The sequence below is a fragment of the Pseudomonas sp. NFACC14 genome (assembly GCF_900106885.1).
Classification (GTDB): Bacteria; Pseudomonadota; Gammaproteobacteria; order Pseudomonadales; family Pseudomonadaceae; genus Aquipseudomonas; species Aquipseudomonas fluorescens_AA.
In genome coordinates this window covers 47,570-71,543 of the sequence record NZ_FNOA01000007.1, presented here as the reverse complement: position 1 = coordinate 71,543, position 23,974 = coordinate 47,570, and the positions used below count along the sequence as shown (strand labels likewise).

Sequence of the window (23,974 nt, the reverse complement as noted above, 5' to 3'; positions counted from 1 at the left end):
CACGACCCGACAGACCTTGACCCGACCCAGGGAAAGGAGGTTTCCAACCGCCGGCCATCATGACGTGGCCAGGCACTCAAACCGAGAAAAACAACCATGCATGCAACCCTCAAACGTCGCCTCGCCGCCATCGGCCTGGCACTCGGCGCCTGCGCGGCGCTGGTACCGGCTGCCCAGGCGGCCAACGAACAGTTCTTCCCGCTGGCCACCTACCGGGTCGGCGCCTATGCCTCCAGCGGTATTCCGGTGTGGGCCGGAATGATCGACTACCTGCGCTACATCAACGAGGTGGAAGGTGGCATCAACGGCGTCAAGCTGGTCTGGCAGGAGTGCGAGACCGAATGGACGGCGGAGAAGGGCATCGAATGCTACGAGCGCTTCAAGAACGGTCTCGATGGCGCGCCGGTGGCGGTCTATCAGCCCAACGGCGCACCGGCTGCCTACGCCCTCGCGGACAAGGCCGAGGCCGACAAGATTCCCTTGATCACCCTTGGCTATGGCCGTACCGAAGCCACCGACGGCAGGGTGTTCCCCTATAACTTCCCGGCCATGCTGACGTTCTACAGCGAAGCCTCGGCGTTCATCAACTACGTGGCCGAGCGCGAGGGCGGGTTGGACAAGCTCAAGGGCAAGAAAATCGCCACCGTCTACCACGACTCCGCCTACGGCCGGGAAACCCAGGGGCCGTTGGCGTTGCTGGCGCAGAAGTACGGCTTCGAGAACATCCAGATCGCGGTGGCCGATCCGGGTAACGAGCAGGCCGGGCAGTGGCGCCAGGTGCGGCAACTCAAGCCGGACTGGGTGTTCCTGCGGACCTGGGGCGTGTCCACGCCGGTGGCGATCAAGACCGCGGCACGTTTCGGCTACCCGGTGGAACGCATCGTCGGCGACATCTGGGCCAGTTCCAACGAAGACGTGCTACCGGCCGGTGAGGCGGGCAAGGGGTATCTGGCATTGACACCCTACCCGGGCGGCGCCGACTTCGACATTCACCAGCGCATCCGCCAGCACATCCTCGATACCGGCAAGAGCGATCTCAAGGATCCGAAGAGTTTTGGCAGCGTCTACTACAACTCCGGCCTGGTGAATGCCGCCATTGCCGTCGAAGCGATCCGCACCGGGCAGAAGCATTTCGGCAACCGTCCGCTCAACGGTGAGGAAGGTCGCTGGGGCCTGGAGCATCTCGACCTCAACGATGCGCGCCTCAAGGAAATCGGTTTTCTTGGGCTGATGCAGCCGCTGCGGTTGTCTTGCAGCGACCACGAGGGCGGCGGGGCGGCCAAGGTTCAGCAGTGGGACGGCCAGCAGTGGAACCTGATCACCGACTGGGTCCAGGCCGACCGCGCCACGTTGCGCCCGTTGATCGATGCCAAGGCCGCCGAGTACGCGAAAGAGAAGGGCGTGACCCCTCGCGATTGCACGGCGCAGTGACCCTGCACACGGCTTGGCAAATCGAAACACAACCGGGCGCGACTGCGCCCAAGGAGTAAACCATGACCATTGCGGCCCTTGCGGACGCCGAAAGCAGTGAGTTGCTGGCGGTGCAAGACATCGAGGTGATCTATGACGGCGCGATCCTCGCCGTGGCCGGGGTTTCCCTGCGGGTCGGGCAGGGCGATATCGTTGCCCTGCTCGGTGCCAATGGTGCGGGCAAGAGCACTACGCTCAAGGCCATTTCCGGGCTGGTCCAGGCCGATCGGGCGCAGGTCAGCCGTGGGCGGATTGTCTTCCAGGGACAGGACACCGCCGGGGTTGCAGCCAATCTGCTGGCACGCCAGGGCATTGTCCATGTGCTGGAGGGGCGGCATGTGTTCGCCCACCTGACGGTCGAGGACAACTTGCGCAGCGGCGGCTTCCTGCGCAAGCCGACGCGCCGGGAGCTGGAGCAGGATCTGGAGCGGATCTACGCCTGGTTCCCGCGGTTGAAGACCAAGCGCAAGACCCAGGCCGGGCTAACCTCGGGCGGCGAGCAGCAGATGCTTGCCATCGGCCGGGCCTTGATGACCCAGCCTCGACTGGTGCTGCTCGATGAACCCTCGATGGGGCTGGCGCCGATTCTCGTCGAAGAAATTTTCGCCATCGTCGCGCAGCTCAATGCCCAGGAGGGCGTGAGCTTTCTGGTGGCCGAGCAGAACATCAATGTCGCCCTGCGCCATGCCAGCTATGCCTACATCCTAGAGAACGGGCGGGTAGTGGGCGAGGGCAACGCCACTGAGCTGGCGGCGCGGGAAGACCTCCAGCATTTTTACCTGGGTGGCAAGGCCCGCTGAGGAACTGTTCGCTGGGCAACAGTTCACCGACAGTTTGCCGCTCACGGGGCTTTCAAACGTACCCGAGTATTTCTTCAAGGTATTGAATATAAAGCGTTTTTAATATTGGTACGGGCTGTGCTTTAGCGCTGGATGAACCCGTTATGCATGGAGTAGCACATGACCGTCTCACCGTCTTTCGATCTGCCTGGACAGGCTCATCCGGCACCGCGCAGTCCGGCCCACATCATCCGTAGCGACGCCGAGGCCATCGAGGTGGCGCAGCGCCTGGCCGAGGATTTCGCCCGCGAGGCGGCCTTGCGCGACCGCGAGCGACGGCTGCCCTGGGAAGAACTCGAACGTTTTTCCGCGAGCGGGCTGTGGGCGATCCGTGTGCCGAAGGCCTACGGTGGCGCCGAGGTGTCCTACGCCACCCTCAGCGAAGTGATCGCGATCATTTCCGCTGCCGATCCGTCCCTCGGCCAGTTGCCGCAGAACCATTTCGGTGTGCTCAGCAACCTCAGCCTGACCGGCAGCGAGGAGCAGAAGCGCCGCTACTTCGCCAAGGTGCTGCAGGGCTATCGTTTCGGCAACGCCTTTTCCGAAGCGCGCAGCCAGTACGTCACCACCTTCCAGACGCAGATCCGCTTCGACGGCGACACGGCCGTACTCGACGGCGAGAAGGCCTACTGCACCGGTGCGTTGTTCGCCCACATCGTGCCGGTCGCCGGGGTGGACGAGGCGGGGCACGTTCATATCGCCCTCGTTCCACGGGATGCGGCGGGCCTGACGGTGATCGACAGTTGGGACGGCTTCGGTCAGCGCATCACCGCCAGCGGGCAGGTGCGCATCGAAGGTGTAAAGGTACCGGCGAGCGATGTGGTGCCGGCCTGGAAGGCCTACGACCAACCCACCTCCGACGGCCCGATCTCGCAAATCATTCAGGCTGCGGTGGACACTGGTATCGCCCGGGGCGCCTTCGCCGAAACCTTGCGCGTAGCACGCCAGGCGCGGCCATGGGTGGACAGCGGGCTGCAACACGGCTGGCAGGACCCGCTTGGCCAGGCGCTGATCGGTGAGTTGGCCTGGCGCCTGCAAGCGGCCGAAGCGATTCTGCGTCGCGCGGCGCACGCGGTCGACCGGGCCGTCGCCGAGCCCAGCGAGGAGCGGGTTGCTGAAGCTTCGGTGATTGTCGGCCAGGCCAAGGTGCTGTCCACCGAGATTTCCCTGGAAGCTTCCAGCCGTCTGTTGGAGTTGGGCGGCACCCGCAGCGTCTCGGCCAGCCAGGGGCTGGACCGGTTCTGGCGCAATGCGCGGACCCACACCCTGCACGATCCGGTGCGCTGGAAGTATCACTTGGTCGGCAATCAACTGCTCAACGGCATCAAGCCACAACGTCATTCCTGGAACTGAGGTATCGCCATGTCCAACTTACATTCCCCCGGCCGTAGCGACCTGGCCCATGCTCGGCATGTCGAGGCTGCGCTGATCGACTATCTGCGTGCGCAAAGTGCCCGTCACGAAGCGCTGGTGATTGCCGCCGTCGGCGAACTGCGCATCCGCATCGACGCTGCTGACGCCTTGCTGGAGTACGCCGATGAGTCCCAGTCGGCCGCCATTGCCTTTCGCTTGGCTGCCGCCGAGGCGGCGCGCCTGGCGGGTGACGTGTACTTCGAACTGGCCGGCCGCAGCCTGCCGCGGCCCCTGCCACACAGCGCCGAACCGGCCTTGCTGACCCAGCGCCGGTTGCTGGGCGACCACTACCTCAACGGTGCCGCGTTGGCCGACGGACAAGGAGGGCAGGCTTGAGTCGATCTGATCGCTATTGGGGGTGGGGGCAGTGAATGGCGGGGCGTAGTGTCCACTCCCGGATTGAGCAGATCTGGCTGTGTTGAGGCGATGTGGCTGTCGAGGAAGTTCCTGTGGCGAGGGGATTTATCCCCGCAGGGGCGCGAAGCGGCCCTAAAGACTGGGCACGCGGTGTGTCAGGCCGGTTGAGAGGGACTGCTTCGCAGTCCAGCGGGGATAAATCCCCTCGCCACAAGGTCCAGGTTGTCTGGTCGGCTCAGGTCAACGCAAACAGCCGCCTGGCATTGCCGTGGAAGAACTTCTCCAACACCTCGTCTTTCAACCCCAGTTGCAGGGCGTCTTCGATGCTTTGACGGATCGGTCGGAAGGTGTAGGACGAGCCGAACAGCAACTGGTCGGCCAGGTAGCCGTTGGCCGCTTGCACGTAACCCTCGCTGCCCGGCTGGAACAGGTACATGTCCGGCACCAGGTGAATGTTTTCAAAGCGGAAAGCAACGCCGAGGGCCTGTTGCACGTTGGGCCAGTAGCCGTGGTAGACGACGATCGTCAGGTCCGGGAACGCACGGGCTACGGCCGCCAGGCGTGCCGGGTCGTTGTAGCTCGGGTCCGGGGTGGTCGGCCCACTCATCAGGAACAACGGGATACCGCGCTTTTGCAGGTGTTCGTAGAGCGGCCAGTACAGCGCATCGTCGGGGTGCCGGGCCGGCTCGGCGAAGCCCGGTTCCAGGTCGATGCCGGCCAGGCCCAAGTGATCGATCGCCCGGTCTATTTCCGCCAGGGCGCCTTCGATTCCTTGTAGCACCGGCTCTACCGAGCCGATGCCGATCAGCTCGTCGTGACCCCGAACGATTTCGTGGATGCGCTCATTCGGCAGGTGCTGGCTCGGTGTATGGCGGCCCACCACCACGGCTTTGTCCAGCCCGGCGTCACGCACCTCGGCGAGAAAACCCTCCGGTGTCAGCGAACGTTCGAAGTGATCGTCCGGGCCGCGAGTGCCGACGCGCCGGTTGAGCCAGCGCGCCACGGCGTGTTCGGGCGAGCCCGGGACCCCGCCGAAGAATGGGTGCAGGTAAGCCGGGCGACAACGCAGGTCGATGACATTCATGCGACTTTCTCCTTGCCGGCGCGAACGTCGAAGGCGCCGCCAGTGAAGGCGCCCTCCACGGTGACCTTGCTTTTGCCCGGTAACAACGGGAACACCAGTTCGGCGAAGCGGTAGGCCTCTTCCAGGTGCGGGTAACCCGAGAGGACGAAGCTGTCGACGCCCAGGTCGGCGTATTCGAGCAGGCGGGCGGCGACGGTTTCCGGATCGCCGACCAGTGCCGTACCGGCACCGCCGCGCACCAGGCCGACACCGGCCCAGAGATTGGGCGCCACTTCCAGCCTGTTGCGGTCGCCGCCGTGCAACGCGGCCATGCGCCGCTGGCCTTCGGAATCCATCTTGACGTAGTTGGCCTGGGCGGCGGCGATGGTGGCGTCGTCGAGGTGGCTGATCAACTCGTCGGCAGCGGCCCAGGCGGCTGCGCTGGTTTCCCGCACGATCACGTGCAGGCGCACGCCGAAGCGCACGCTGCGGCCATGCCTGGCGGCACGAGCGCGCACGTCGGCGATCTTCTCGGCCACGGCCGCCGGCGGTTCGCCCCAGGTCAGGTAGGCATCGACATGCTTGGCTGCCAATTCGTGGGCGGCCTCTGATGAACCGCCGAAGTACAGCGGCGGGTGGGGGTGTTGTACGGGTGGGAAGAAGTTCTGGGCGCCACGCACTTTCAGGTGCTTGCCGTCGAAGTCGACGGTTTCGCCCTGGAGCAGGCGGCGCCAGATGGTCAGGAACTCATCGGAGGCGGCATAGCGCTCGTCGTGCGTGAGGAACACACCGTCGGCTTCCAGTTCGGTGGCGTCGCCGCCGGGTACGACGTTGAGCAGCAGGCGGCCACCACTGGCCTGGTCCAGGCTGGCGGCCTGGCGCGCCGACGCCGTGGGGTTGCCCAGCGAGGTGCGCAGCGCCACCAGCAGCTTGATGCGCTGGGTCACCGGAACCAGGCTGGCGGCGGTCACCCAGGGATCCAGGCAGCTGGCCCCGGTGGGGATCAGCAGGCCATCGTAGCCGAGCTGATCGGCGGCCACGGCGATCTGGCGCATGTAGGCATTGGTCGCCGGTCGGCCACTGTCGGAGTGTCCCAGGTAACGAGTGTCGCCGGAGGTGGGAAGGAACCAGAAAATATCCAGGCTCATGGGGTTTGATCCTTGTGCGGTTGGGCGTATGGAAGGGCGCATGGGCCCTTCCGGCATCGCAACGCTTGGCATGTTGGGGCGTTGTCGGTCGCCCATGGGGGCGCCGCATCGCCTGGTTTTAGTTTGATCAGATCGACAGTTGCAGCGCCCGATCCGGGCGTGTTTGGATGTCCGGGCGACGTCGATTGACCACCAGCTCGCCAATGGCGATCAGTCGTGCTCGCGTGACGTTGCGACTCAGGCCCAGCAAGCTGGCGGTACGCACCTGGTTGCAGTGGCAGAAGCGGTAGGCGGCGCGCAGCAGGCTGTCTTCGACCTTCTCGTGGAGGCCGCCAGCCTGTTCTTCGAACAACCGGTGGAATGTGCGCAGCAGTTGTTCGTCAGCGCTCTCGCCGAGGGCGGCCTGCGCTGGCTCCTGGCGCTCGATGCGCAGGGACGATAAGCGCAAGTCGTCTTCCTGCACCAGACCGTTGCGGCACACCAGCAAGGTGTGGTGGATGACGTTCTCCAGTTCGCGGATGTTGCCCGGCCAACTGTAGTCCGCCAGTTTGCGCTCGGCTCCGGAGGTCAGGCGCACTTCGCCGTAGCCCAGGCGGTTGCAGTAGGTCTTGATGAAGTGACGGGTCAGCGGCAGGATGTCGCCTGGTCGTTCACGCAGCGGGGAGAGTTGCAGGCTGACCACGTCGAGGCGGTAATACAGGTCCTCGCGGAAGTGGCCGGCGCCGATGGCCTTGTCCAGTTGCACGTTGGTGGCAGCGACCACGCGCACGTTGATCGGGATGCTCTTGCGCGAGCCCAGGCGCACCACTTCGCGCTCTTGCAGCACGCGCAACAGCTTGACCTGGATGGCCATTGGCAGGTCGCCGATCTCGTCGAGGAACAATGTGCCGCCGTTGGCTTCCTCGAACCAGCCGGCCTTGGCGGCGAGGGCGCCGGTGAAGGCACCTTTCTCGTGGCCGAACAGCTCCGCCTCCACCAGCGATTCGGAAAAAGCCCCGCAGTTGACGGCGACGAAGGGCCCGGCGCGACGACCGCTGAGGTTGTGGATGTGGCGTGCGACCAGCTCCTTGCCCGTGCCGGTCTCACCAATGATCAGGACGCTGGCCTCGCTGGGGGCGACCTGTTGCACGTGGGCGAGCAGCGCCTGCGATCTAGGGTCTTCGAAGACCTGTGCGGTCGCCCGGATCGAGGTAGCCAGTGTCGGCGAAGGGGGGAGAGTCAGCAGTTGCATGGGCATCCCTATGAGTAGAAGGAGGGGGTGGGCCGCGTCTGGTTCAGTGCCCATTCACCCAGTTCGTGGAGTTTGTAATCCACGGGGTCGTGCAGGCTCTGGGTGCGCAGGTTGCGCCAATGGCGATCCAGGCGTAGCGAAGCATGGGTGGCGCGGGCGCCGGTGACTTCGAACAGGCGGCTACAGATATCCAGGCCGGTACGTACGGCGGCGACTTTGGCGGTGGCGATGGACAGCGCCAGTTGGGCGCGTTCCTCGGCACCCAGGGCGTGGCCCTTGTGCCAGGCCTCATCCAACTGGTCGGCGGCGCGTTCCACCAGCAGTCGCACACTTTCCAGGCCGACCCAGAACTCGCCGTAGTGGCGCAGTACATAAGGGTCTTCGCTGACATGCTGGGCCTTGGAGCGGAACCACGGACGGCCTTCCTTGAGGGTGTAGTGCCGGGCTTCTTCCAGGGCGCCTTCGGCAATACCGAGGAAGATGTGGGAGAAATGCAATTGCGCGATCAGCGGGCGCAGGCAGGCGAAAGGCGTACTCAGGGGGCCGGGGTCGAGCAGCAATTCGTTCTCTTCTACCCGCACCCGTTCGAAAGTGGCACTGCCGCTGTCGGTCTGGCGTTGGCCCATATTGTCCCAGTCGCCGTGCAGGGTGATGCCGGTGCGGCCACTGGGGATCGCGGCGATCAGCAGTTTGCCGCCAGCGCTTTCGTCGATGGCCGAGGCGATCAGCATTTCCGAGTCGCTGGCACCGGAGCAGAAGCTCTTCTTGCCGGAGAATTCGCGCCAGCCGTCGAAGGTCTTGACCACGGTACGGGTGTCCAGTGGGTTCAGCGCGTTGCCCCAGAACCAGTTCTTGCGAGCGGTCTGTTCGAACCAGGGTTGCCACTGATCGGGGCGCGAGAACAGGCGCACGGTGGCCAGCATCAGGTGCTGAAAACCGAAGACGTGGGCGATGGAACTGTCCACCTTGGCGAACTCGCGCACCACGCCAAGGGTTTCGCTCCAACTGGCCCCGAGGCCACCGAACTGGGTGGGGATGCTCAAGGCCAGCAGACCGCTCTGGCGTATGGCATCGCGTTGCAGTTTGGGCGTGCCGCCGGCCTCGTCGCGCTCGACGGCGGTTTCGGCGAACTCCGCAGCCAGGCGGCGGGCGGTCTGCAGCGGCGTCAGCACGGTGGGTTGTGGTTGGATTCTCATGCGATGTCCCTCGCAAAAACGCCTTCCAGGCAGATGCAATCGTGATTCATGCGGGCTCCTCAGGCGATCTTGCGCAAGGCGTGCGCCTGGCCGGCAAACAGGCGAGCGGCGCGTGCGGCCGCCAGCTCGATGCGCGACTGCAAGGTCGCATTGACGATGCGGTAGTCGGCGAAATCGGTCTCGCTGGCGTACACGCCGATGGGCAGGGTGAGTGACTGGAAGAAGCTGAACAGCGGGCGCAACTGGTGATCGAGGACCAGGGCATGGCGTTCGCTGCCACCGGTGGCGGCCAGCAGTACCGGCGTGTTGATCAGGGCGTCCTGGCCGACCAGATCGAACAAATGCTTGAACAGGCCCGGATAGGTGCCGCGATAGACCGGCGCGGCCACCACCAGCAAATCGGCAGACTCGATCAGGCGCAGTTCGTGCTCGACGGTTTCCGGAAGCTCCTTGCGCCACAGCGCACTGCCCAACGGACGGGCGATGTTGCCCAGTTCGATCAAGTGGGTGTCGATGACCAGATGCTGACCGAGCTCGCCCAGGATGGCTTCGGTCAATGCCAGTGTGCGCGAGGGGCGGGCGGTACCGCCGGAGACGGCGACGACTTTCAGTGGAGTGCTCATCCTAGGTGTTCCTGTTGGACTGTTGATCGAGGTACATAGGCTTGAGCAAGGGCCGTACCAACGCGAAAAGCCCAGCGTTTACTGGGCTTCGCGGGGAAGGGAGGGGGCGTAACTGTTGGTCTGGCGGATGAATTGTTGAATGGCTGTTGCCCAGGCAACAACCGAGCCGCTGTTTCTGGGGCAACAGTCTTCAGTGGCAACAGTCTTCAACCCTACAGGTCGTCCGCCATCGATGCTACAGTCCCGTCTTTGCAGGGGAGCGCGCGTCATGCGGAACGTGGTATTGGCTTTGACGATGGCGCTGCTGGCGGGATGCGCGACGGCCAACGAAACCTTTGGCATGGGGCAAATGTGCGGCCTTCATCCGTACTGCGGTGCGGCTACCGATATCGAGATCATCAAGGGCTCGACGAACGATAACGATGTGTATTCTCGCGCGTTGGCACCGTTTGCAATCGTTGACCTGCCTTTCAGTGTCGTGGCCGATACGTTGATTCTGCCCTATACGATCTTTCATATGAGGCCCGCGGAGGAGTAGGCCTCTCTGAATGATTCGAACCCGCTCCCTCGCCCCAGGGATTTAAACCCCTGCGACAGCCTCGCGAACGAAGTCTTCATAGGTGCGCAGCGGGCGTCCCAGAATCGCCTGGAGCCGTTCCACGGTGCCTTCAGCGGCCTGCATGCCAAACGTCTGGATACCGGACATCATCAAGCGCATGTCATAAGCCAGCCAGGCAGGACCATGCGCAGCCAACTGTGCTTCGAAGGCGACCACATCGTCACCGCCGTAGGCGATCTCGCGACCCAGGGCGGCGCTCCAGATTTTCGCCACGGCGGTACCGGTCAGTGCGTGCGGGCCGACCAATTCCAGGGTGACCCGGTCCAGGGCCGAAGGTGCCTTGTCGCGACGCAGCAACTCGGCAGCGGCGATATCGGCGATGTCCCGGGTATCGATCATCGACACGCCCGCCGAGCCGATCGGCATCGGGTACACCGAGTAATCCTGAATCGTCTGCCGGACCATGAATTCGTTTTGCATGAAGTAAGCCGGGCGCAGGATGGTCGCCGGGATGTCGAGGCTTTCGATCATGCGCTCGACCGTGTGCTTGCCGGTGAAGTGCGGCACGTAGGTGAACTTGTCGGCATGGATCACTGACAGGTAGACGATGCGCTCGATGCCGGCTTCGCGAGCGAGGTTCAAGGTGATGAGGGCTTGTGTCACCTCGTCGGGCGTCACGGCGTTGAGCAGGAACAGCGTACGCACCGATGCCAGTGCGCTGCGCAGCGAAGGGACGTCGGTGAGGTCGGCGACGACTTCAGTGACGCCCACCGGGAAACTGCCCTTGCCCGGCTGGCGCACGAGGGCCTTGACCTCGGCGCCTGCGCTGGCGAGGCGTTGAATGATGAGTGAACCGAGGGTGCCCGTGGCACCGGTAACGAGAATGCTCATTTTGAATCTCCTGCAAAGGGTGGATGAGTCAGAAAGTCCGCTAGGACCTTGTCGGCCCGTTGCGATGGAGAAACGATAGGGTGTTGCAGGAATAAATCGAAGACACCAGGATGTAGACACTCCGTTGCAAAAGTGGAACACCATGAACCTGAACGCACTGATCGATTTCACCCTCGTGGCCACGAACGAGGGGTTGGGCAAGGCAAGCCGTGCCAGCGGAATATCCAAGGCGACCTTGTCGCGCCGCATTGCCGACCTCGAGGAGCAATTGGGGGTCAGGCTGATCGAGCGCAGCGCCCGCGGCCTGAAGCTCACCGAGGCCGGTGCGCTGCTGATGGCCAGGGCCGAAGGGCCGTTGGCCGAGGTGGCCGAAGCCATGGCGGCGGCGAAGGAGGGTGTATCGACGCCGCGCGGACGCTTGCGTGTCGCGGCTCCGGTCCTGTTCTCGCAGCTTGCGATGGGACGCATCGGCGCAGCGTTTTGCGCGGCTTACCCTGACGTCACGATCGAGGTCATTGCGGAGGACCGCGTGGTCGATCTCGTCGAGGAGCAATTCGATGTCGCCATCCGGATCAACCCCGGCCCGGACAGCGATTTGGTCGGTCGCTGTTTCGCCAAGGACCGGCTGGTGGTGGTGGCCGCCCCTGAACTGCCGATGCCTGCACCCGGCGCCATCCGCTCGGTTCCCGGCATTGTGGCGTCCGGTTTCGAGCCCACCCAGTGGACACTGGACGGCGGCCACTTGGTCCTGGAACCGATCCCCAGGCTGCGGTTCTCTTCGTTCCTGATGATCCGCGATGCGGCCATCGCCGGTGGTGGGGCGGCCCTTATCCCGCAGTCGATGGCATGGAGCCAGTTGGCCAGTGGCGAATTGGTCCAGTGGGGCACGGTATCGGGGAAAGAAGCCGAACTCTGGGTCTTGCACACGTCCCGGCGACTTGCTGCGCCAAAGGTGCGGGCCTTTGTCGATTTCATGTGTGCCAGGTACCCGGACATGTCCCTGGTTTTGCAGGGATAAAAACGCTCACGTCAGGTCGTCGGTCATGAGCCTCACCCTGTGGCAATCGGTCGGCCCGAGTTTTTGACCGCTTGCCGAGCGCACCTCCATCGGCATGAGCGCTTGCCCGGACGCGTTGTCCAACAGCACGGAACGGGTTTCCCCCGGCTCGAACAGGAAACGTTCGCCCCACTGCCGCAGGCTGACCACCACCGGAAAGATCTCCCGGCCTTTCTCTGTCAGGACGTACTCCTTGTAGGCGCTCCCATCCGAGGCGGGTCGAATGTCGAATACGCCGGCCTCGACCAAGGCTTTGAGTCGCGAAGCCAGAATGTTCTTGGCCACGCCCAGGCTCTTTTGAAATTCGCTGAATCGACGGATGTCGTCGAATGCGTCGCGGATGATCATCAGCGACCAGCGATCACCCATCACATCCAGTGTCCTGGCGACCGGGCATTCGTTGTTTTGCGATGAAGCGGTTTCCATTTTATTGACCCTCTGGAAAGCATTGCCAAGTTGGCCGGAATTTGTGGTTGCAAATTGAAACCTGATAAAGCAACAATCCACACAGGTTTTTAATTGAAACCAGTTTAGCGCCAAGGAGACGTGCATGACAGCAGAGGCCGACTGTTTCACCCAGCAGCCTTCGGGAAATCAGGGTGGCGAGGGAGCTTGCTCTCGCCGGCCTGTAGGAGCTGACGAGCGAAGCGAGGCTGCGATCTTTCCCACGACGCTTGAGTCTCAAGCGAAAGATCAAAAGATCGCAGCCTTCGGCAGCTCCTACACGAGATCATCGGGGCTTCCGCCGTCGCTCACGTTATTGTTTTCCGTGACCTGCGCCCTGGCCGTCGCCAATGTCTACTTTGCCCAGCCCTTGCTCGCCTCGATGGCCGAGAGCCTGGGCGTCGCTTCCGGATTGATTGGGGGGGTGGTGACGGCTACCCAGGTGGGGTACGCGCTGGGGTTGCTGTTCATCGTCCCGCTGGGGGACAGGGTCGATCGTAAACGGCTGGTTTTCGCGCAATTGGTGTTGTCTGCCATCGCGCTGGCGGCCGTCGGCGCAGCCCAGCATTGGTTGGCCTTGCTGGGCGCCATGGTCGTGATGGGGTTGCTGGCGGTGGTTGTCCAGGTGCTGGTGGCCTATGCCGCCGTGCTGTCCTCGCCCTCCCAACGGGGACAGGCCGTGGGCAACGTCACCAGTGGCGTTGTCCTGGGGATTCTCCTGGCGCGGTTTACCTCCGGGGCGATCGCCGACCTGGCGGGCTGGCGCGGGGTTTATTTCGTGTCCTCGGGCTTGATGCTGGCCACCGCAGCGGTGTTCTGGGCCGTGGTGCCCGCCGCTGCGTCGCCCCGTCACCGGCAGCCTTACCTGGCGCTTATCCGCTCGCTGTTTGTGCTGTTCGTGACCGAGCCGATGCTACGGACCCGAGGCCTGCTGGCCTTGCTGATCTTTGCCGCTTTTTCGGTGCTGTGGACTGCGATGGTGCTGCCGTTGAGCGCCGCGCCGCTGTCACTTTCACACACGGCCATCGGCCTGTTTGGCCTGGCGGGTGTCGTCGGTGCGCTGGCGGCCAGAAGCGCCGGTCGTTGGGCCGATCAAGGTTTTGGACAACGGGTGACTGGTTTGTCGCTGGGGCTCCTGACGTTCTCCTGGCTGCCCATCGCATTTACCGAGAGCTCCCTGATCGCACTGGTCTGCGGCGTGGTGCTACTCGACTTCGCCGTACAAGCCGTGCACGTCACCAACCAGAGCCTGATTTTCGCCGCGAGGCCCGACGCCCAGAGTCGAATGGTCGGTGCGTACATGTGTTTCTACTCGGTGGGTAGCGCGCTGGGAGCGGCCGCCGCGACCCAGGTCTATGCGCTGTGGGGCTGGATGGCAGTCAGCCTGCTGGGCGCCTCGATCAGCCTCGCCGCGTTGGTGGCCTGGAGACGCTCGCTTCATTGCGGCCACTGCTCAAGCAGGATCGAGACGAATTTCTCCGCGGCCGGGGAGAGCGATGCGCCCCGGCGGTAAACCAGGCCCAGGGAGCGGTTTACCACCGGCTCGATCAGCGGCACGCTGACCAGGGTTGGATGATCCCCGGCCGGCATGGCCAGGCTGGGCATCGCCGACACGCCCAGGCCGGCCTCGACCAGTCCCAGCGACGTAGACAAGTGCTGCACTTCGTAGAACCACTGTGGGCGCCAGCTCAGGCCCGACAGCGCGTGGTCCAGCAGCATGCGGTTGCCGCTCAGGCGCCCGACCCCGATCAGCCGGTAGTCGCTGAGTTCCGACCAGGTGACCGCACTGCGTTCAGCCAGTTCATGGTCGCGTCGGCAGGCCAGCACAAAGGGTTCGTTGACCAGGGGCACGAATTCGATGTCCGGGTGCTGGCCGCTCATCATATTGATGCCGAAGTCGGCTTCGCCGCGCAGCACGGCTTCAAGCCCTTCGTTGGCGCTGAGGTCGAGCAGGCGGATGCGGATTTTCGGGTAGCGCTCGTTGTAGAGGCGGATCACCGAAGGCAGGAAATAGAACGCCGCCGTGGGGATGCACGCCAAGGTCACCCGGCCGATCTGCCGCTCCGCCAGCTCGCGGATGTTGAGAATCGAGTCGTCGAAATCATCCAGCAGGCGCCGCGCCTTGGGCAGGAAGTCACGGCCGACACTCGTCAGGCTGACCTTGCGGGTCGTGCGATCAAGCAAAGCGGTTCCCAGGCCTTCCTCGAGTTTTTTCATCCGTCGGCTCAGGGCCGGTTGTGACAGATGCAGCGCATCGGCAGCTTCGTGGAAACTGCCCAGTTCGGCGATTTTCACGAAAGATCGTATGTCCTGGAGCTCATATTCCATGTTCTACCTCACCGGAGAGGGGGATGCGCGGTGCAAATCATCGTAAATTAATTCATTTGTTAAACGCAATAATCTCTCTGATCTTTGCATTGGAAACACTTTTCAAATTTTGCCACTCTTGTGTCCAGAGCATCAATTATTCAGATTGATCAACAAGAGTTAGTGAACATGCAGCGAATTCCTTGTGTGCTAATGCGCGGCGGTACATCCAAAGGCCCGGTGTTTCTCGCCTGGGATCTGCCGGTCGCCATCGCCGAACGTGACGAGCTGCTGCTCAACCTGATGGGCTCCGGCCACGAGCTGGAAATCGACGGCATCGGTGGTGGCAGCCCACAAACCAGCAAAGTGGCGATCGTCAGCCCATCGCTGCACCCAGACGCGGATGTCGATTATTTGTTCGTCCAGGTCATGGTTTCCCAGCGTCGTGTCGATACCGCCCCCAACTGCGGCAACATGCTCTGTGCCGTCGGCCCCTTTGCCATCGAGCAGGGGCTGGTCAAGCCTTCTGGCAATCTGACCCGGGTGCGCATTCGCAACCTCAACACCGGGACTTTCGTGAATGCCGAAGTGCAAACCCCGCAAGGCAAGGTCAGCTATGAAGGCGACACCGCCATCGACGGCGTGCCTGGCACCGCCGCTCCGGTACAACTGACGTTTCTCGATGCGGCGGGCAGCAAGACGGGGAAACTCTTCCCGACCGGGCAGACCCAGGACCTGATCGACGGTATCCCGGTGACCTGCATCGACATGGCGATGCCGATGATGATCGTCGAGGCCAGCCAGCTCGGCAAACGCGGTGACGAAAGCCCTGCCGAACTGGACGCCGATAAAGCCTTCCTGCAGCGGCTGGAGTCCTTGCGGCTGAAAGCCGGCCTGGCGATGGGCCTGGGTGATGTCAGCGACAAGGTCATTCCCAAGCCGGTGCTGGTGTCTCCGGCCAAGTCTGGTGGGACGATCCAGGTGCGCTACTTCATGCCGCACAACTGTCACCGCGCCCTGGCGATCACCGGCTCCATCGGCCTGGCCACGGCGTGCGTAACCGAAGGCAGCGTCGTTGCACAGTTGCTCGGCAACGTCAGTAAACCGCGCTTGCAACAGGTTCGGATCGAACACCCAAGCGGCGGTATTGATGTCGTACTGTCCTACACGGGTGAAAAGGGTGAGACCATTCAGGCTTCGGTAGTACGTACCGCGCGCCGGCTTTTCTCGGGTTACGTCTACGCCACGGCGTCCCAACGTCTGGCCGGATAGCCCTGGGCCGCCAGGGTCTTTTGCATCAGAACAATTCTAAAAATGGGTGATGCCATGAAAGTTGTTAAATCGCTCTACTTCCAGATCATCTGCGCCGTGCTGCTGGGCGTGGTCGTCGGGCACTTCTGGTCGCAACAGGCAATTGCCTTGAAGCCGCTGGGCGATGCCTTCATCAAGCTGATCAAGATGATGATCGCGCCGGTGGTGTTCTGCACCATTGTCACGGGCATCGCCGGTATGAGCGACAAGCGCTCGCTGGGGCGCTTGTTGAGCAAGACCCTGCTGTTGTTCCTGGCGCTGACGGTGATTAGCCTGATCATCGGCCTGGTGTCGGTCTACCTGTTCAAGCCCGGCGCGGGCATGAACATCGACCCGACGCAGTTGAGCACCCAGGGGTTGTCGCAGTACACCGAGTCCGCCGCGAAACTGAGCGTGGTGGACTTCTTCATGCACATCATTCCCGACACCTTCATCGGCGCCTTCAATAAAGGCGAGGTGCTGCCAGTGCTGTTTATCGCGGTGCTCTGCGGTTTTGCCCTGTCGTCCCTGGGCGAGCGCGGCAAGCCTGTGCTGGAGGTCCTGGAATCGGCTTCGCACATGGTGTTCAAGATTTTCTCCTACCTGATGCGTTTCGCTCCGATTGGCGCTTTCGGGGCCTTGGCCTTCACGGTAGGGCAGTACGGCATCACGTCGCTGGGCTCGCTGGCCAAGTTGATCATGACCTTGTACATCGCCTGCGCTTTCTTCGTCTTCGTGGTGTTGGGCAGCCTTTGCCGCGCCCACGGTTTCAGCCTGTGGAAGCTGTTGCGTTACCTGCGTGAAGAGTTCCTGGTGGTGCTCGGCACGTCCTCGACCGAGCCGGTAATGCCGCGGATGTTGGAGAAACTCCAGGCCCTGGGGTGCAAGAAAGGGGTCGTGGGGCTGGTGCTGCCGACCGGCTACTCGTTCAACCTCGACGGCACGGCGATCTATCTGTCGCTGGCGGCGATCTTCATTGCCCAGGCCTGCAACATCGACCTGACGCTGACCCAGGTCATCACCATGCTGGCGATCATGCTGCTGTCGTCAAAGGGGGCCGCGGGTGTGACCGGCAGCGGGTTTGTCGCCCTGGCCTCGACCTTGACGGTCATCCACGACATTCCCCTGGCGGGCCTGGCCCTATTGATCGGGATCGACCGATTCATGTCCGAAGCGCGGGCGTTGACCAGCCTGGCGAGCAATGCCGTCGCCACCGTGGTGATCTCCCTCTCGGAGAATGCCTGTGACCGCGAAGTGCTGTTGCAGACCCTGGACGGCAAACCCGTCCTGACACAGACCCCGGCAACGGACTCGAGCTGGGACGGCACAAAGGTCGTCAAACACATCTAGCCGCTCACGGCTGACTCGACAGCACCGCGCAAGCTCACTCGATACCTCTGCGCCAGGCACACTTGAGCGTGTTGCCTGGCGGGTGGGAGGGCGTGCGCCTGGGTGTCTGCCAAGCTACTCATAACAACAAGAGATCTGACATATGCTCGCTTTACTTGGCTTGGCCATGGTGGTGGTCTTCACCTTCCTGATAATGACCAAACGCTTGTCCCCGATCGTCGCCCTGACGGTAGTGCCCATCGTCTTCGCCGTGCTCGGCGGCTTTGGCGGGACCACCGGCAAGATGATGCTGGACGGCCTGAAAATGGTTGCGCCCTCGGCGGCACTGCTGTTGTTCGCGATCCTGTTTTTCGGCCTGATGATCGACGCCGGTCTGTTCGACCCGCTGATCCGCAAGATCCTCAAACGGGTCAATGGCGACCCGATGAAGATCGCCGTGGGCACCGCGCTGCTGTCGCTGTTGGTGGCGCTGGACGGTGACGGTACGACGACCTACATGATCACCTGTGCCGCGATGCTGCCGCTGTACAAGCGCATCGGCATGAACCCGATGATCCTGGCGACTATTTCCATGCTCTCCTTGAGCATCATGAGCGGCATGACCCCTTGGGGCGGCCCGGCGACTCGTGCGATCGCAGCGCTGGGCCTGGATGCCGGTGAGTATTTCGTACCGTTGCTGCCGACCATGATCGGCGGTGCGATGTGGGTGGTGTTCACGGCCTTCCTGCTGGGCCGTGCCGAGCGCAAGCGTATCGGCAACGTCCAGCTGCAAAGCGGTGGCGGTGACTGCTACATCAACGCGATCATCGAGGACACGCCACACAAGCGCCCGAAACTGGCCTACGTCAACCTGCTGCTGGTGGTCGCGGTGATGGTCGCGCTGGTGATGGGGCTCATGCACTCGGCGATTCTGTTCCTGATCGGTTTCGTCCTGGCGCTGATGATCAACTATCCGCAGCTGGATATTCAGAAGGAACGCATTCTCGCCCATTCGGGCAACGCCATGACCGTGGTCCTGCTGGTGTTTGCCGCGGGCATCTTCGCCGGGATCTTCTCCGGAACGAAAATGGTCGATGCCCTGGCACAGACCCTGGTCGATTGGATTCCGCCTTCCTGGGGCCATCTGTTCCCGCTGGTGGTGGCGATTACCAGCATGCCGCTGACCTTCGTATTGTCCAACGATGCCTACTACTTCGGTGTCGTGCCAATCCTGGCCAATGCCGCGGCTGCCTACGGGATCGATCCGGTGGAAATTGCCCGGGCCTCCATTCTCGGCCAGCCGGTGCACCTGATGAGCCCGCTGGTGGCCTCGACCCTGTTGCTGGTGGGCATGGTCGACCGCGACTTGGGCGACTTCCAGAAAGCCACCGTCAAATGGGCGGTGCTCACCTCCCTGGTGATTACCGCATTGGCCCTGCTGACCGGTGCACTGACGCTGTTTTCCTGATTCACCCGACAACCTTGTTTTCCTGCCTGGTACGCCCCCGCAAGCGGGGGTGCGCAGGCGTGCGTGTCCAATAACAACAACGAGTAGCCAGACATGACCATTTTGCTGACCCGCGGGGCTTTGTTTCCAATCCTTGGCCTGTTGCCCCTGGCCACGGCCAGCGCCGAAGGTTTCATCGATGACAGCAAGCTGAAGCTGCAATTGCGCAACGTCTACTTCAACGAAAATTTCCGCGACGAGCACGGTATGAGCGCCCGGGCGGCAAGGACCGCCAAGAGTGAGCGCACCGAATGGGCCCAGGGCTTCCTGCTGGATTACCAGTCAGGCTTTACGCCGGGCACCCTCGGCTTCGGGGTCGATGCCTTGGGCCTGCTCGGGGTCAAGCTCGACTCCGGGCGTGGCCGCAGCGGCACCGGCCTGCTGCCGGTGCATGACGACGGTCGCGCCGCCGACGAGTTCGCCAGTGCGGGCATGACTGCCAAGGCCCGGTTGGCCAAGACCACGCTCAAATACGGCACCTTGCTGCCCAAGACCCCGGTGCTGGTCTACAACGATGCGCGGCTGTTGCCCCAGACTTACCAAGGCACCCAGATCAGCAGCAATGACATTGACAACCTCACCGTCACCGGCGGGCACCTGGAGCGTTTCAAGCTGCGGGATTCGAGCGACAGCATGCCCATCGTGCCGGACGGCTACGGCGGCGATAAGTCCGGTGACTTCAGCTATGCCGGTGCCGACTACAAGCTGGGCAAGCAGATCCGCCTGAGTTACTTCTACGGCGAGCTGGAGAATTTCTATCGACAGAACTTTGTGGGCATCCAGCATGATCTGCCCCTGGGCGCCGGGGTATTGACCAGCGACCTGCGCTACTTCAACAGCGTCGATTCGGGGTCGGCCTACGGCGGCAAGGTCGACAACGACATGCTCAGCGGGTCGCTGTCCTACGCCGTGGTCGGCCACACACTGAGCGCCGGTTACCAGACCCTCAGCGGCGAGGCGGGCCTGCCTTACATCAGCGGCGCCACGGTGTACTCCTTCAGCAACGTCGGGATCGGCAAGTTCATTGAGGAAGACGAGAAGACCTGGATGCTCGGTTATGGCTACGACTTCGCTCGCCTCGGTGTGCCCGGCCTGACGTTCTCCACCCGCTACCTGAGCGGTAACGACGGTAAGTCCAACACCACGGTCAAAGAGTGGGAACGTGACGCAGAGATCGCTTATGTGGTGCAGCAGGGTACGTTCAAGGGGATGGGGGTGAAGTTGCGAAACTACGTCTATCGCTCGGACTTTTCCCGTGGCCGTGACAGCAACCGGGTCTACTTTACCTACGACATCGCTCTTTGGTAGGGGCATGCAGTTCACCTAAGAAACAACGATGGACCTGTGGCGAGGGAGCTTGCTCCCGCTCGGCGCTGTAGGAGCTGGCGAAGCCTGCGATCCTTTGATCTTTCGCTTGAGATTCAAGTGTCAGGGGAAAGATCGCAGCCTCGCTTCGCTCGACAGCTCCTACAGGCGCGACCCAGCGGGAGCAAACTCTGGCTCCGGTTTTCTCAATGGCCCCGCGTCATCGCAGTGGCTCGGATCGATGCTTTGCGACATCATGACGCGTCCCGTCACGACGCGTGGGTGACGGACGGAACAGACCGTGTCGTCTTGTGTGGCCGCACACCTTGGCGCCAATCACCTTTGGGCAAAGCCCCCGTCGAGGCCGCTGTGGATCGAAACCGAGAGCGACGCAACAACCTTTCCCTGGATGGCCTGAATTTTTTCCTCGCGGATGTGCGCGATGGTTTGGGGCCTTACCTGGCGATCTACCTGCTGGCGGTGCATCACTGGAATCCGGCCAGCATTGGCGTGGTGATGACGGTCGCGGCCATGGCCGGGCTCGTCGCCCAGGCGCCCGCCGGCGCGCTGATCGACCGGGTACGCAGCAAGCGTGCCGTGGTGGCCGTGGCCGCCTTGGTGGTGACGCTGGGTTGCCTGATACTTCCGTTCACGTCGTCCTTTGGCCTGGTGGCATTGACCCAGGCCATCGGCGCCGTGGCAGCGTCAGTCTTTGCGCCGGCTATCGCGGCGATTTCCCTGGGCATTACCGGCGCCAAGGCTTTTACACGGCGTACGGGGCGCAATGAAACATTCAATCACGCGGGCAATGCCTGCGCCGCGCTGCTGGCGGGTGGGTTCGCCTGGCTGTTCGGTCCCATCGCGGTGTTCTACCTGATGGCCGCCATGGCATTGGCCAGCATCGTGGCGGTCGGTTGCGTGTCCGCCGAGGCCATCGATCATGACGTGGCACGGGGCCTGGAGGCGGGGCAGTTGGTTCACGGCCCTGTACCCTCGACGCTGCGGGTCCTGCTGGATAACCGTACGCTGTTGTTGTTCGCCATTTGCTGCGGACTGTTCCACCTGGCGAACGCGGCGATGCTCCCGCTGGTCAGCCAGAAGCTCGCCCAGGCCAATGTGCACCTGGCCACGCCGCTGACGTCGGCTTGTATCGTTGCGGCGCAACTGGTCATGGTGCCCATGGCGTGGCTGGTGGGCGTCAAGGCCGATGCCTGGGGCCGCAAGCCGTTGCTGCTGGCCGGCTTCCTGATCCTGCCCATCCGCGGTGTGCTGTACGTGCTCTCGGACGACCCCTACTGGTTGGTGGCGGTGCAACTGCTGGACGGTATCGGTGCCGGGTTGTTTGGCGCGCTGTTTCCCCTGGTGGTCAAGGACCTGACCCAGGGCACCGGGCGCTTCAACGTCAGCCTCGGGGTGTTGTCGACGGTGTTCGGGCTCGGTGCCGCGTTGAGTAACAGCCTGGCCGGCTTCGTGGTGCAAGGGGCTGGCTACAGCGCGGCGTTCCTGACCCTAGCGGCGATTGCCGCGCTGGCATTCGGCCTGTTGTTGGCGATGCCCGAGACCTTCAGGCCAAGCCGCGTGACCCAGGCCGCCCCCCTTGCGGTGCCCGACGGCGGGGTCGCCTAGGTCGTCACAGTGTTTGCCTACGTCGGTGGTCGCTCGGACGTCAAGCGGATGTCCGACCAGATGCCAGAAATCCTCAACAACGCTGGCGATATCAGCAACTCGTCGGGGTATTGCCAATTCAACGTAGAACGTTCGACAACCGATATGGGGGGCGTGGGGTGTTCGACGGCATTATTGGCCTTTGGCAGGCAGCCCCATCTTCGCCAGCGTCAGCGTTTCATCGGCGCGCCCCCAGCCACCGTCTGCCACCTCTTCGACCAGGACCATGGTGAATGGACGCACCCCTTCGCCGAAATATTCGACGAACATTTCCGTGGTGCGATGGATGATCTCTTCCTTGCGGGCGTGGTCCAGGATTCCTTCGGGAAATTTGTAGTTGGCAAATGGCATGGATCGACTCCGTGGGTGTGAAAGATTCGGCAGGGGCGACGGCCCCTGGCGCGCATCTTTCTCCTTTAAGTCCGTGGAATAAACCCTTCTGGATTGGCATCTGAATTCAACGGGCGTGAACAATCGGCCGCTTGGACTCAGTGCGAATGACGCGGCTCGCCACTGCGGGCGATCACGCGCAGATGCAGCGTGGCAGGCTCCAGGCAGCCCCCGGTGGACAATTGCCCGACCAGTTGCCGGTACAGTTCCTGCCAGGGCGTTTGCGACGGTGGGATGTTCGGTGTCCATTCGAGTCGGCGCCGGGCCATTTCTTCGTCGTCGATCAGCAGGTTCACGGTGCGGGTGTTCAGGTCCACTTTCAGCCGGTCGTTGGTCTGCAGCAACGCCAGGCCGCCGCCCACGGCTGCTTCAGGGGACATGTTGAGGATCGATGGGCTCGCCGAGGTGCCGCTCTGGCGCCCGTCGCCCAGGCAGGGCAGGGAGTCGATGCCTTTTTTGATCAGCGCGGCCGGTGGGGCCATGTTCACCACCTCGGCACTGCCGGGATAGCCCACGGTGCCGACACCGCGAATGACGAGGATGCAGCGCTCATCGATGTCCAGCGCCGGATCATCGATGCGGGCGTGGTAATCCTCCGGTCCTTCGAACACGATGGCCCGGGCTTCGAAACTGTTCTCGGCGCCGGGCTCGGAGAGGTAGGTCTTGCGAAACGCTTCGCCCACCACCGACATCTTCATGATCGCGCTGTCGAAGAAATTGCCGCTGAGCACGATGAAGCCGGCACGGTGCTTGAGAGGCGTGTCGAAGGGATAGATCACGTCGGCGTTGCTGGTCAGGCTGCCGCTGACGATTTCGCCGATGGTCCTGCCGCTGACCGTGGCGCAGTCTTCGTGCAGGCGTCCGGCTTTTTGCAGCTCATGCATGACCGAGGGCACACCGCCGGCCCGATGGAAACCTTCACCCAGGTACTTGCCGGCGGGCATGCAATTGACCAGCAGCGGCACGTCCTCGCCAATCCGCTGCCAGTCATCCAGGCTCAGTTCGACGCCCATGTGCCGGGCGATGGCGATCAGGTGCGGCGGGCAGTTACTCGACGCACCCAGGGCCGAGGCGACGGCGATGGCGTTCTCGAAGGCCTGGCGGGTCATGATCTGTGACGGACGAATGTCTTGCAGCACCAACTCGCAGATGCGTTTGCCGGTGGCATAGGCCATTTGCCCGCGCTCGCGATAGGGCGCCGGAATACTCGCGCAACCGGGCAGCGACATGCCCAGGGCTTCGGCCAGGGCGTTCATCGACAAGGCGGTGCCCATGGTGTTGCAGTGACCCACCGAAGGCGATGCCGCGGTGGTCATTTCCATGAAGCCTTCGTAATCGATCTCGCCGGCGGCCATCAGGTTGCGCGCATGCCAGAGCACGGTGCCCGAGCCGATCAGCTCGCCCTTGTGATGGCCGTCGAGCATCGGCCCGCCGGACAAGACAATGGCGGGCAAGTCGGTGGTCGCCGCCGCCATCAGGCAAGCGGGCGTGGTCTTGTCGCAACCGGTGGTGAGCACCACGCCGTCCAACGGGTAGCCGTGGAGGATTTCCACCAGCCCCAGGTAGGCCAGGTTGCGGTCCAGGGCAGCGGTGGGGCGCCGTGACTGTTCGGCGATCGGGTGCACCGGGAATTCCATGGGGATGCCACCGGCGTCGCGGATGCCGGCCTTGACCCGCTGGGCCAGTTCCAGGTGATGACGGTTGCAGGGGGTCAGGTCGCTGCCGGTCTGGGCGATGCCGATGATCGGGCGTCCCGATTGCAGCTCTTCGCGGGTCATGCCGTAGTTCATGTAGCGCTCGACATACAGGGCGGTCATGTCCGCGTGAGTCGGGTCATTGAACCATTGCTCGCTGCGCAGGCGGCGTTCAGGCGTGTCACTCATGATTCAT

22 protein-coding genes are annotated in these 23,974 nt (G+C 63.2%); 12 read left to right on the top strand and 10 right to left on the bottom strand.

All coding sequences use genetic code 11. The features are described 5' to 3' along the window. Positions 1-96: 96 nt before the first annotated feature. The 4 genes from BLU85_RS13185 (at position 97) to BLU85_RS13170 (ending at position 4,058) form a co-directional block, all read left to right on the top strand. Positions 97-1,431 (top strand): ABC transporter substrate-binding protein, encoded by a 1,335-nt coding sequence (locus tag BLU85_RS13185; RefSeq protein WP_092203557.1) that lies wholly within the window; start codon positions 97-99, stop codon positions 1,429-1,431. A 62-nt stretch (positions 1,432-1,493) separates the two neighbouring features. Next, entirely contained in the window at positions 1,494-2,270 is a 777-nt protein-coding gene (locus BLU85_RS13180; protein ID WP_092203559.1) for an ABC transporter ATP-binding protein, read from the top strand. A 159-nt stretch (positions 2,271-2,429) separates the two neighbouring features. Beyond that, positions 2,430-3,662, top strand: a complete 1,233-nt coding sequence (locus BLU85_RS13175; RefSeq protein WP_092203561.1) for an SfnB family sulfur acquisition oxidoreductase — start codon at positions 2,430-2,432, stop codon at positions 3,660-3,662. 9 nt (positions 3,663-3,671) lie between these two features. Continuing rightward, on the top strand, positions 3,672-4,058 hold the full coding sequence (locus tag BLU85_RS13170) for a hypothetical protein (protein ID WP_092203563.1): 387 nt from the start codon (positions 3,672-3,674) through the stop codon (positions 4,056-4,058). A 256-nt stretch (positions 4,059-4,314) separates the two neighbouring features. On the opposite strand, the gene BLU85_RS13165 is transcribed toward BLU85_RS13170, so the two are convergent. The 5 genes from BLU85_RS13165 to msuE all read right to left on the bottom strand — a co-directional run bounded on the left by BLU85_RS13165 (position 4,315) and on the right by msuE (position 9,340). Continuing rightward, complete coding sequence (locus tag BLU85_RS13165; RefSeq protein ID WP_092203565.1) at positions 4,315-5,163, bottom strand: amidohydrolase family protein; 849 nt, start codon at positions 5,161-5,163, stop codon at positions 4,315-4,317. Beyond that, positions 5,160-6,290, bottom strand: a complete 1,131-nt coding sequence (gene ssuD / locus BLU85_RS13160; RefSeq protein ID WP_092203567.1) for an FMNH2-dependent alkanesulfonate monooxygenase — start codon at positions 6,288-6,290, stop codon at positions 5,160-5,162. The genes BLU85_RS13165 and ssuD overlap by 4 nt, the downstream gene beginning before the upstream one ends. A 127-nt stretch (positions 6,291-6,417) precedes the next feature. Then, entirely contained in the window at positions 6,418-7,521 is a 1,104-nt protein-coding gene (locus tag BLU85_RS13155) for a sigma-54 interaction domain-containing protein (RefSeq protein ID WP_092203569.1), read from the bottom strand. A gap of 8 nt (positions 7,522-7,529) precedes the next feature. Then, entirely contained in the window at positions 7,530-8,717 is a 1,188-nt protein-coding gene (locus BLU85_RS13150) for an acyl-CoA dehydrogenase family protein (RefSeq protein ID WP_092203571.1), read from the bottom strand. 59 nt (positions 8,718-8,776) lie between these two features. Beyond that, positions 8,777-9,340: an FMN reductase gene (msuE, locus tag BLU85_RS13145; RefSeq protein WP_092203573.1), complete on the bottom strand. Its 564-nt coding sequence runs from the start codon at positions 9,338-9,340 to the stop codon at positions 8,777-8,779. A gap of 139 nt (positions 9,341-9,479) precedes the next feature. Here msuE and BLU85_RS13140 point away from each other — a divergent pair, with 139 nt between their 5' ends. Beyond that, positions 9,480-9,878, top strand: a complete 399-nt coding sequence (locus BLU85_RS13140; protein ID WP_256572878.1) for a YceK/YidQ family lipoprotein — start codon at positions 9,480-9,482, stop codon at positions 9,876-9,878. A 42-nt stretch (positions 9,879-9,920) separates the two neighbouring features. On the opposite strand, the gene BLU85_RS13135 is transcribed toward BLU85_RS13140, so the two are convergent. After that, the gene (locus BLU85_RS13135; protein WP_092203577.1) at positions 9,921-10,790 is read right to left on the bottom strand and encodes an NmrA/HSCARG family protein; all 870 of its coding nucleotides are present in this window, start codon (positions 10,788-10,790) and stop codon (positions 9,921-9,923) included. Positions 10,791-10,932: 142 nt separating this feature from the next. On the opposite strand from BLU85_RS13135, the gene BLU85_RS13130 reads away from it, so the two are divergent. After that, positions 10,933-11,808, top strand: a complete 876-nt coding sequence (locus tag BLU85_RS13130) for a LysR family transcriptional regulator (RefSeq protein WP_092203578.1) — start codon at positions 10,933-10,935, stop codon at positions 11,806-11,808. A 6-nt stretch (positions 11,809-11,814) separates the two neighbouring features. Here BLU85_RS13130 and BLU85_RS13125 read toward each other — a convergent pair whose 3' ends face one another. After that, positions 11,815-12,273, bottom strand: a complete 459-nt coding sequence (locus BLU85_RS13125) for a winged helix-turn-helix transcriptional regulator (RefSeq protein ID WP_072405025.1) — start codon at positions 12,271-12,273, stop codon at positions 11,815-11,817. Positions 12,274-12,547: 274 nt separating this feature from the next. On the opposite strand from BLU85_RS13125, the gene BLU85_RS13120 reads away from it, so the two are divergent. Beyond that, positions 12,548-13,804: an MFS transporter gene (locus BLU85_RS13120; RefSeq protein WP_371914238.1), complete on the top strand. Its 1,257-nt coding sequence runs from the start codon at positions 12,548-12,550 to the stop codon at positions 13,802-13,804. On the opposite strand, the gene BLU85_RS13115 is transcribed toward BLU85_RS13120, so the two are convergent. Then, complete coding sequence (locus tag BLU85_RS13115; RefSeq protein ID WP_003200706.1) at positions 13,729-14,619, bottom strand: LysR family transcriptional regulator; 891 nt, start codon at positions 14,617-14,619, stop codon at positions 13,729-13,731. The two genes, BLU85_RS13120 and BLU85_RS13115, sit on opposite strands and share 76 nt — an antisense overlap. A 168-nt stretch (positions 14,620-14,787) precedes the next feature. On the opposite strand from BLU85_RS13115, the gene BLU85_RS13110 reads away from it, so the two are divergent. The 5 genes from BLU85_RS13110 to BLU85_RS13090 all read left to right on the top strand — a co-directional run bounded on the left by BLU85_RS13110 (position 14,788) and on the right by BLU85_RS13090 (position 21,655). Then, complete coding sequence (locus BLU85_RS13110) at positions 14,788-15,870, top strand: 4-oxalomesaconate tautomerase (RefSeq protein WP_092203580.1); 1,083 nt, start codon at positions 14,788-14,790, stop codon at positions 15,868-15,870. 42 nt (positions 15,871-15,912) lie between these two features. Further along, a complete protein-coding gene (gene dctA, locus BLU85_RS13105) occupies positions 15,913-17,238 on the top strand; it encodes a C4-dicarboxylate transporter DctA (RefSeq protein ID WP_092203582.1) in 1,326 nt (441 codons plus the stop codon). 142 nt (positions 17,239-17,380) lie between these two features. Beyond that, the gene (locus BLU85_RS13100) at positions 17,381-18,685 is read left to right on the top strand and encodes a CitMHS family transporter (RefSeq protein ID WP_060742757.1); all 1,305 of its coding nucleotides are present in this window, start codon (positions 17,381-17,383) and stop codon (positions 18,683-18,685) included. Positions 18,686-18,778: 93 nt separating this feature from the next. After that, positions 18,779-20,032, top strand: a complete 1,254-nt coding sequence (locus tag BLU85_RS13095) for an OprD family porin (RefSeq protein ID WP_092203584.1) — start codon at positions 18,779-18,781, stop codon at positions 20,030-20,032. A 366-nt stretch (positions 20,033-20,398) separates the two neighbouring features. Then, a complete protein-coding gene (locus BLU85_RS13090; protein ID WP_092203656.1) occupies positions 20,399-21,655 on the top strand; it encodes an MFS transporter in 1,257 nt (418 codons plus the stop codon). Positions 21,656-21,826: 171 nt separating this feature from the next. Here the strand turns inward: BLU85_RS13090 and BLU85_RS13085 are convergent, their stop codons facing one another. Both BLU85_RS13085 and BLU85_RS13080 read right to left on the bottom strand, forming a co-directional pair. After that, positions 21,827-22,045 carry a tautomerase family protein gene (locus BLU85_RS13085; RefSeq protein WP_003200762.1) on the bottom strand — a complete coding sequence of 73 codons (219 nt, stop codon included), beginning with the start codon at positions 22,043-22,045 and terminating at the stop codon, positions 21,827-21,829. Positions 22,046-22,182: 137 nt separating this feature from the next. Beyond that, positions 22,183-23,967, bottom strand: coding sequence for an IlvD/Edd family dehydratase (locus tag BLU85_RS13080; RefSeq protein WP_092203586.1), 1,785 nt, complete (start codon positions 23,965-23,967; stop codon positions 22,183-22,185). Positions 23,968-23,974: the final 7 nt, after the last annotated feature.

Coding starts and splice junctions, on each gene's coding strand:
- msuE (WP_092203573.1), bottom strand. CDS start 9,340: ATGAGCACTCCACTGAAAGTCGTCGCCGTCTCCGGCGGTACCGCCCGC.
- BLU85_RS13095 (WP_092203584.1), top strand. CDS start 18,779: ATGACCATTTTGCTGACCCGCGGGGCTTTGTTTCCAATCCTTGGCCTG.
- BLU85_RS13175 (WP_092203561.1), top strand. CDS start 2,430: ATGACCGTCTCACCGTCTTTCGATCTGCCTGGACAGGCTCATCCGGCA.
- BLU85_RS13115 (WP_003200706.1), bottom strand. CDS start 14,619: ATGGAATATGAGCTCCAGGACATACGATCTTTCGTGAAAATCGCCGAA.
- BLU85_RS13155 (WP_092203569.1), bottom strand. CDS start 7,521: ATGCAACTGCTGACTCTCCCCCCTTCGCCGACACTGGCTACCTCGATC.
- dctA (WP_092203582.1), top strand. CDS start 15,913: ATGGGTGATGCCATGAAAGTTGTTAAATCGCTCTACTTCCAGATCATC.
- ssuD (WP_092203567.1), bottom strand. CDS start 6,290: ATGAGCCTGGATATTTTCTGGTTCCTTCCCACCTCCGGCGACACTCGT.
- BLU85_RS13135 (WP_092203577.1), bottom strand. CDS start 10,790: ATGAGCATTCTCGTTACCGGTGCCACGGGCACCCTCGGTTCACTCATC.
- BLU85_RS13185 (WP_092203557.1), top strand. CDS start 97: ATGCATGCAACCCTCAAACGTCGCCTCGCCGCCATCGGCCTGGCACTC.
- BLU85_RS13125 (WP_072405025.1), bottom strand. CDS start 12,273: ATGGAAACCGCTTCATCGCAAAACAACGAATGCCCGGTCGCCAGGACA.
- BLU85_RS13100 (WP_060742757.1), top strand. CDS start 17,381: ATGCTCGCTTTACTTGGCTTGGCCATGGTGGTGGTCTTCACCTTCCTG.
- BLU85_RS13180 (WP_092203559.1), top strand. CDS start 1,494: ATGACCATTGCGGCCCTTGCGGACGCCGAAAGCAGTGAGTTGCTGGCG.
- BLU85_RS13080 (WP_092203586.1), bottom strand. CDS start 23,967: ATGAGTGACACGCCTGAACGCCGCCTGCGCAGCGAGCAATGGTTCAAT.
- BLU85_RS13150 (WP_092203571.1), bottom strand. CDS start 8,717: ATGAGAATCCAACCACAACCCACCGTGCTGACGCCGCTGCAGACCGCC.
- BLU85_RS13085 (WP_003200762.1), bottom strand. CDS start 22,045: ATGCCATTTGCCAACTACAAATTTCCCGAAGGAATCCTGGACCACGCC.
- BLU85_RS13165 (WP_092203565.1), bottom strand. CDS start 5,163: ATGAATGTCATCGACCTGCGTTGTCGCCCGGCTTACCTGCACCCATTC.
- BLU85_RS13140 (WP_256572878.1), top strand. CDS start 9,480: ATGGCTGTTGCCCAGGCAACAACCGAGCCGCTGTTTCTGGGGCAACAG.
- BLU85_RS13170 (WP_092203563.1), top strand. CDS start 3,672: ATGTCCAACTTACATTCCCCCGGCCGTAGCGACCTGGCCCATGCTCGG.
- BLU85_RS13130 (WP_092203578.1), top strand. CDS start 10,933: ATGAACCTGAACGCACTGATCGATTTCACCCTCGTGGCCACGAACGAG.
- BLU85_RS13110 (WP_092203580.1), top strand. CDS start 14,788: ATGCAGCGAATTCCTTGTGTGCTAATGCGCGGCGGTACATCCAAAGGC.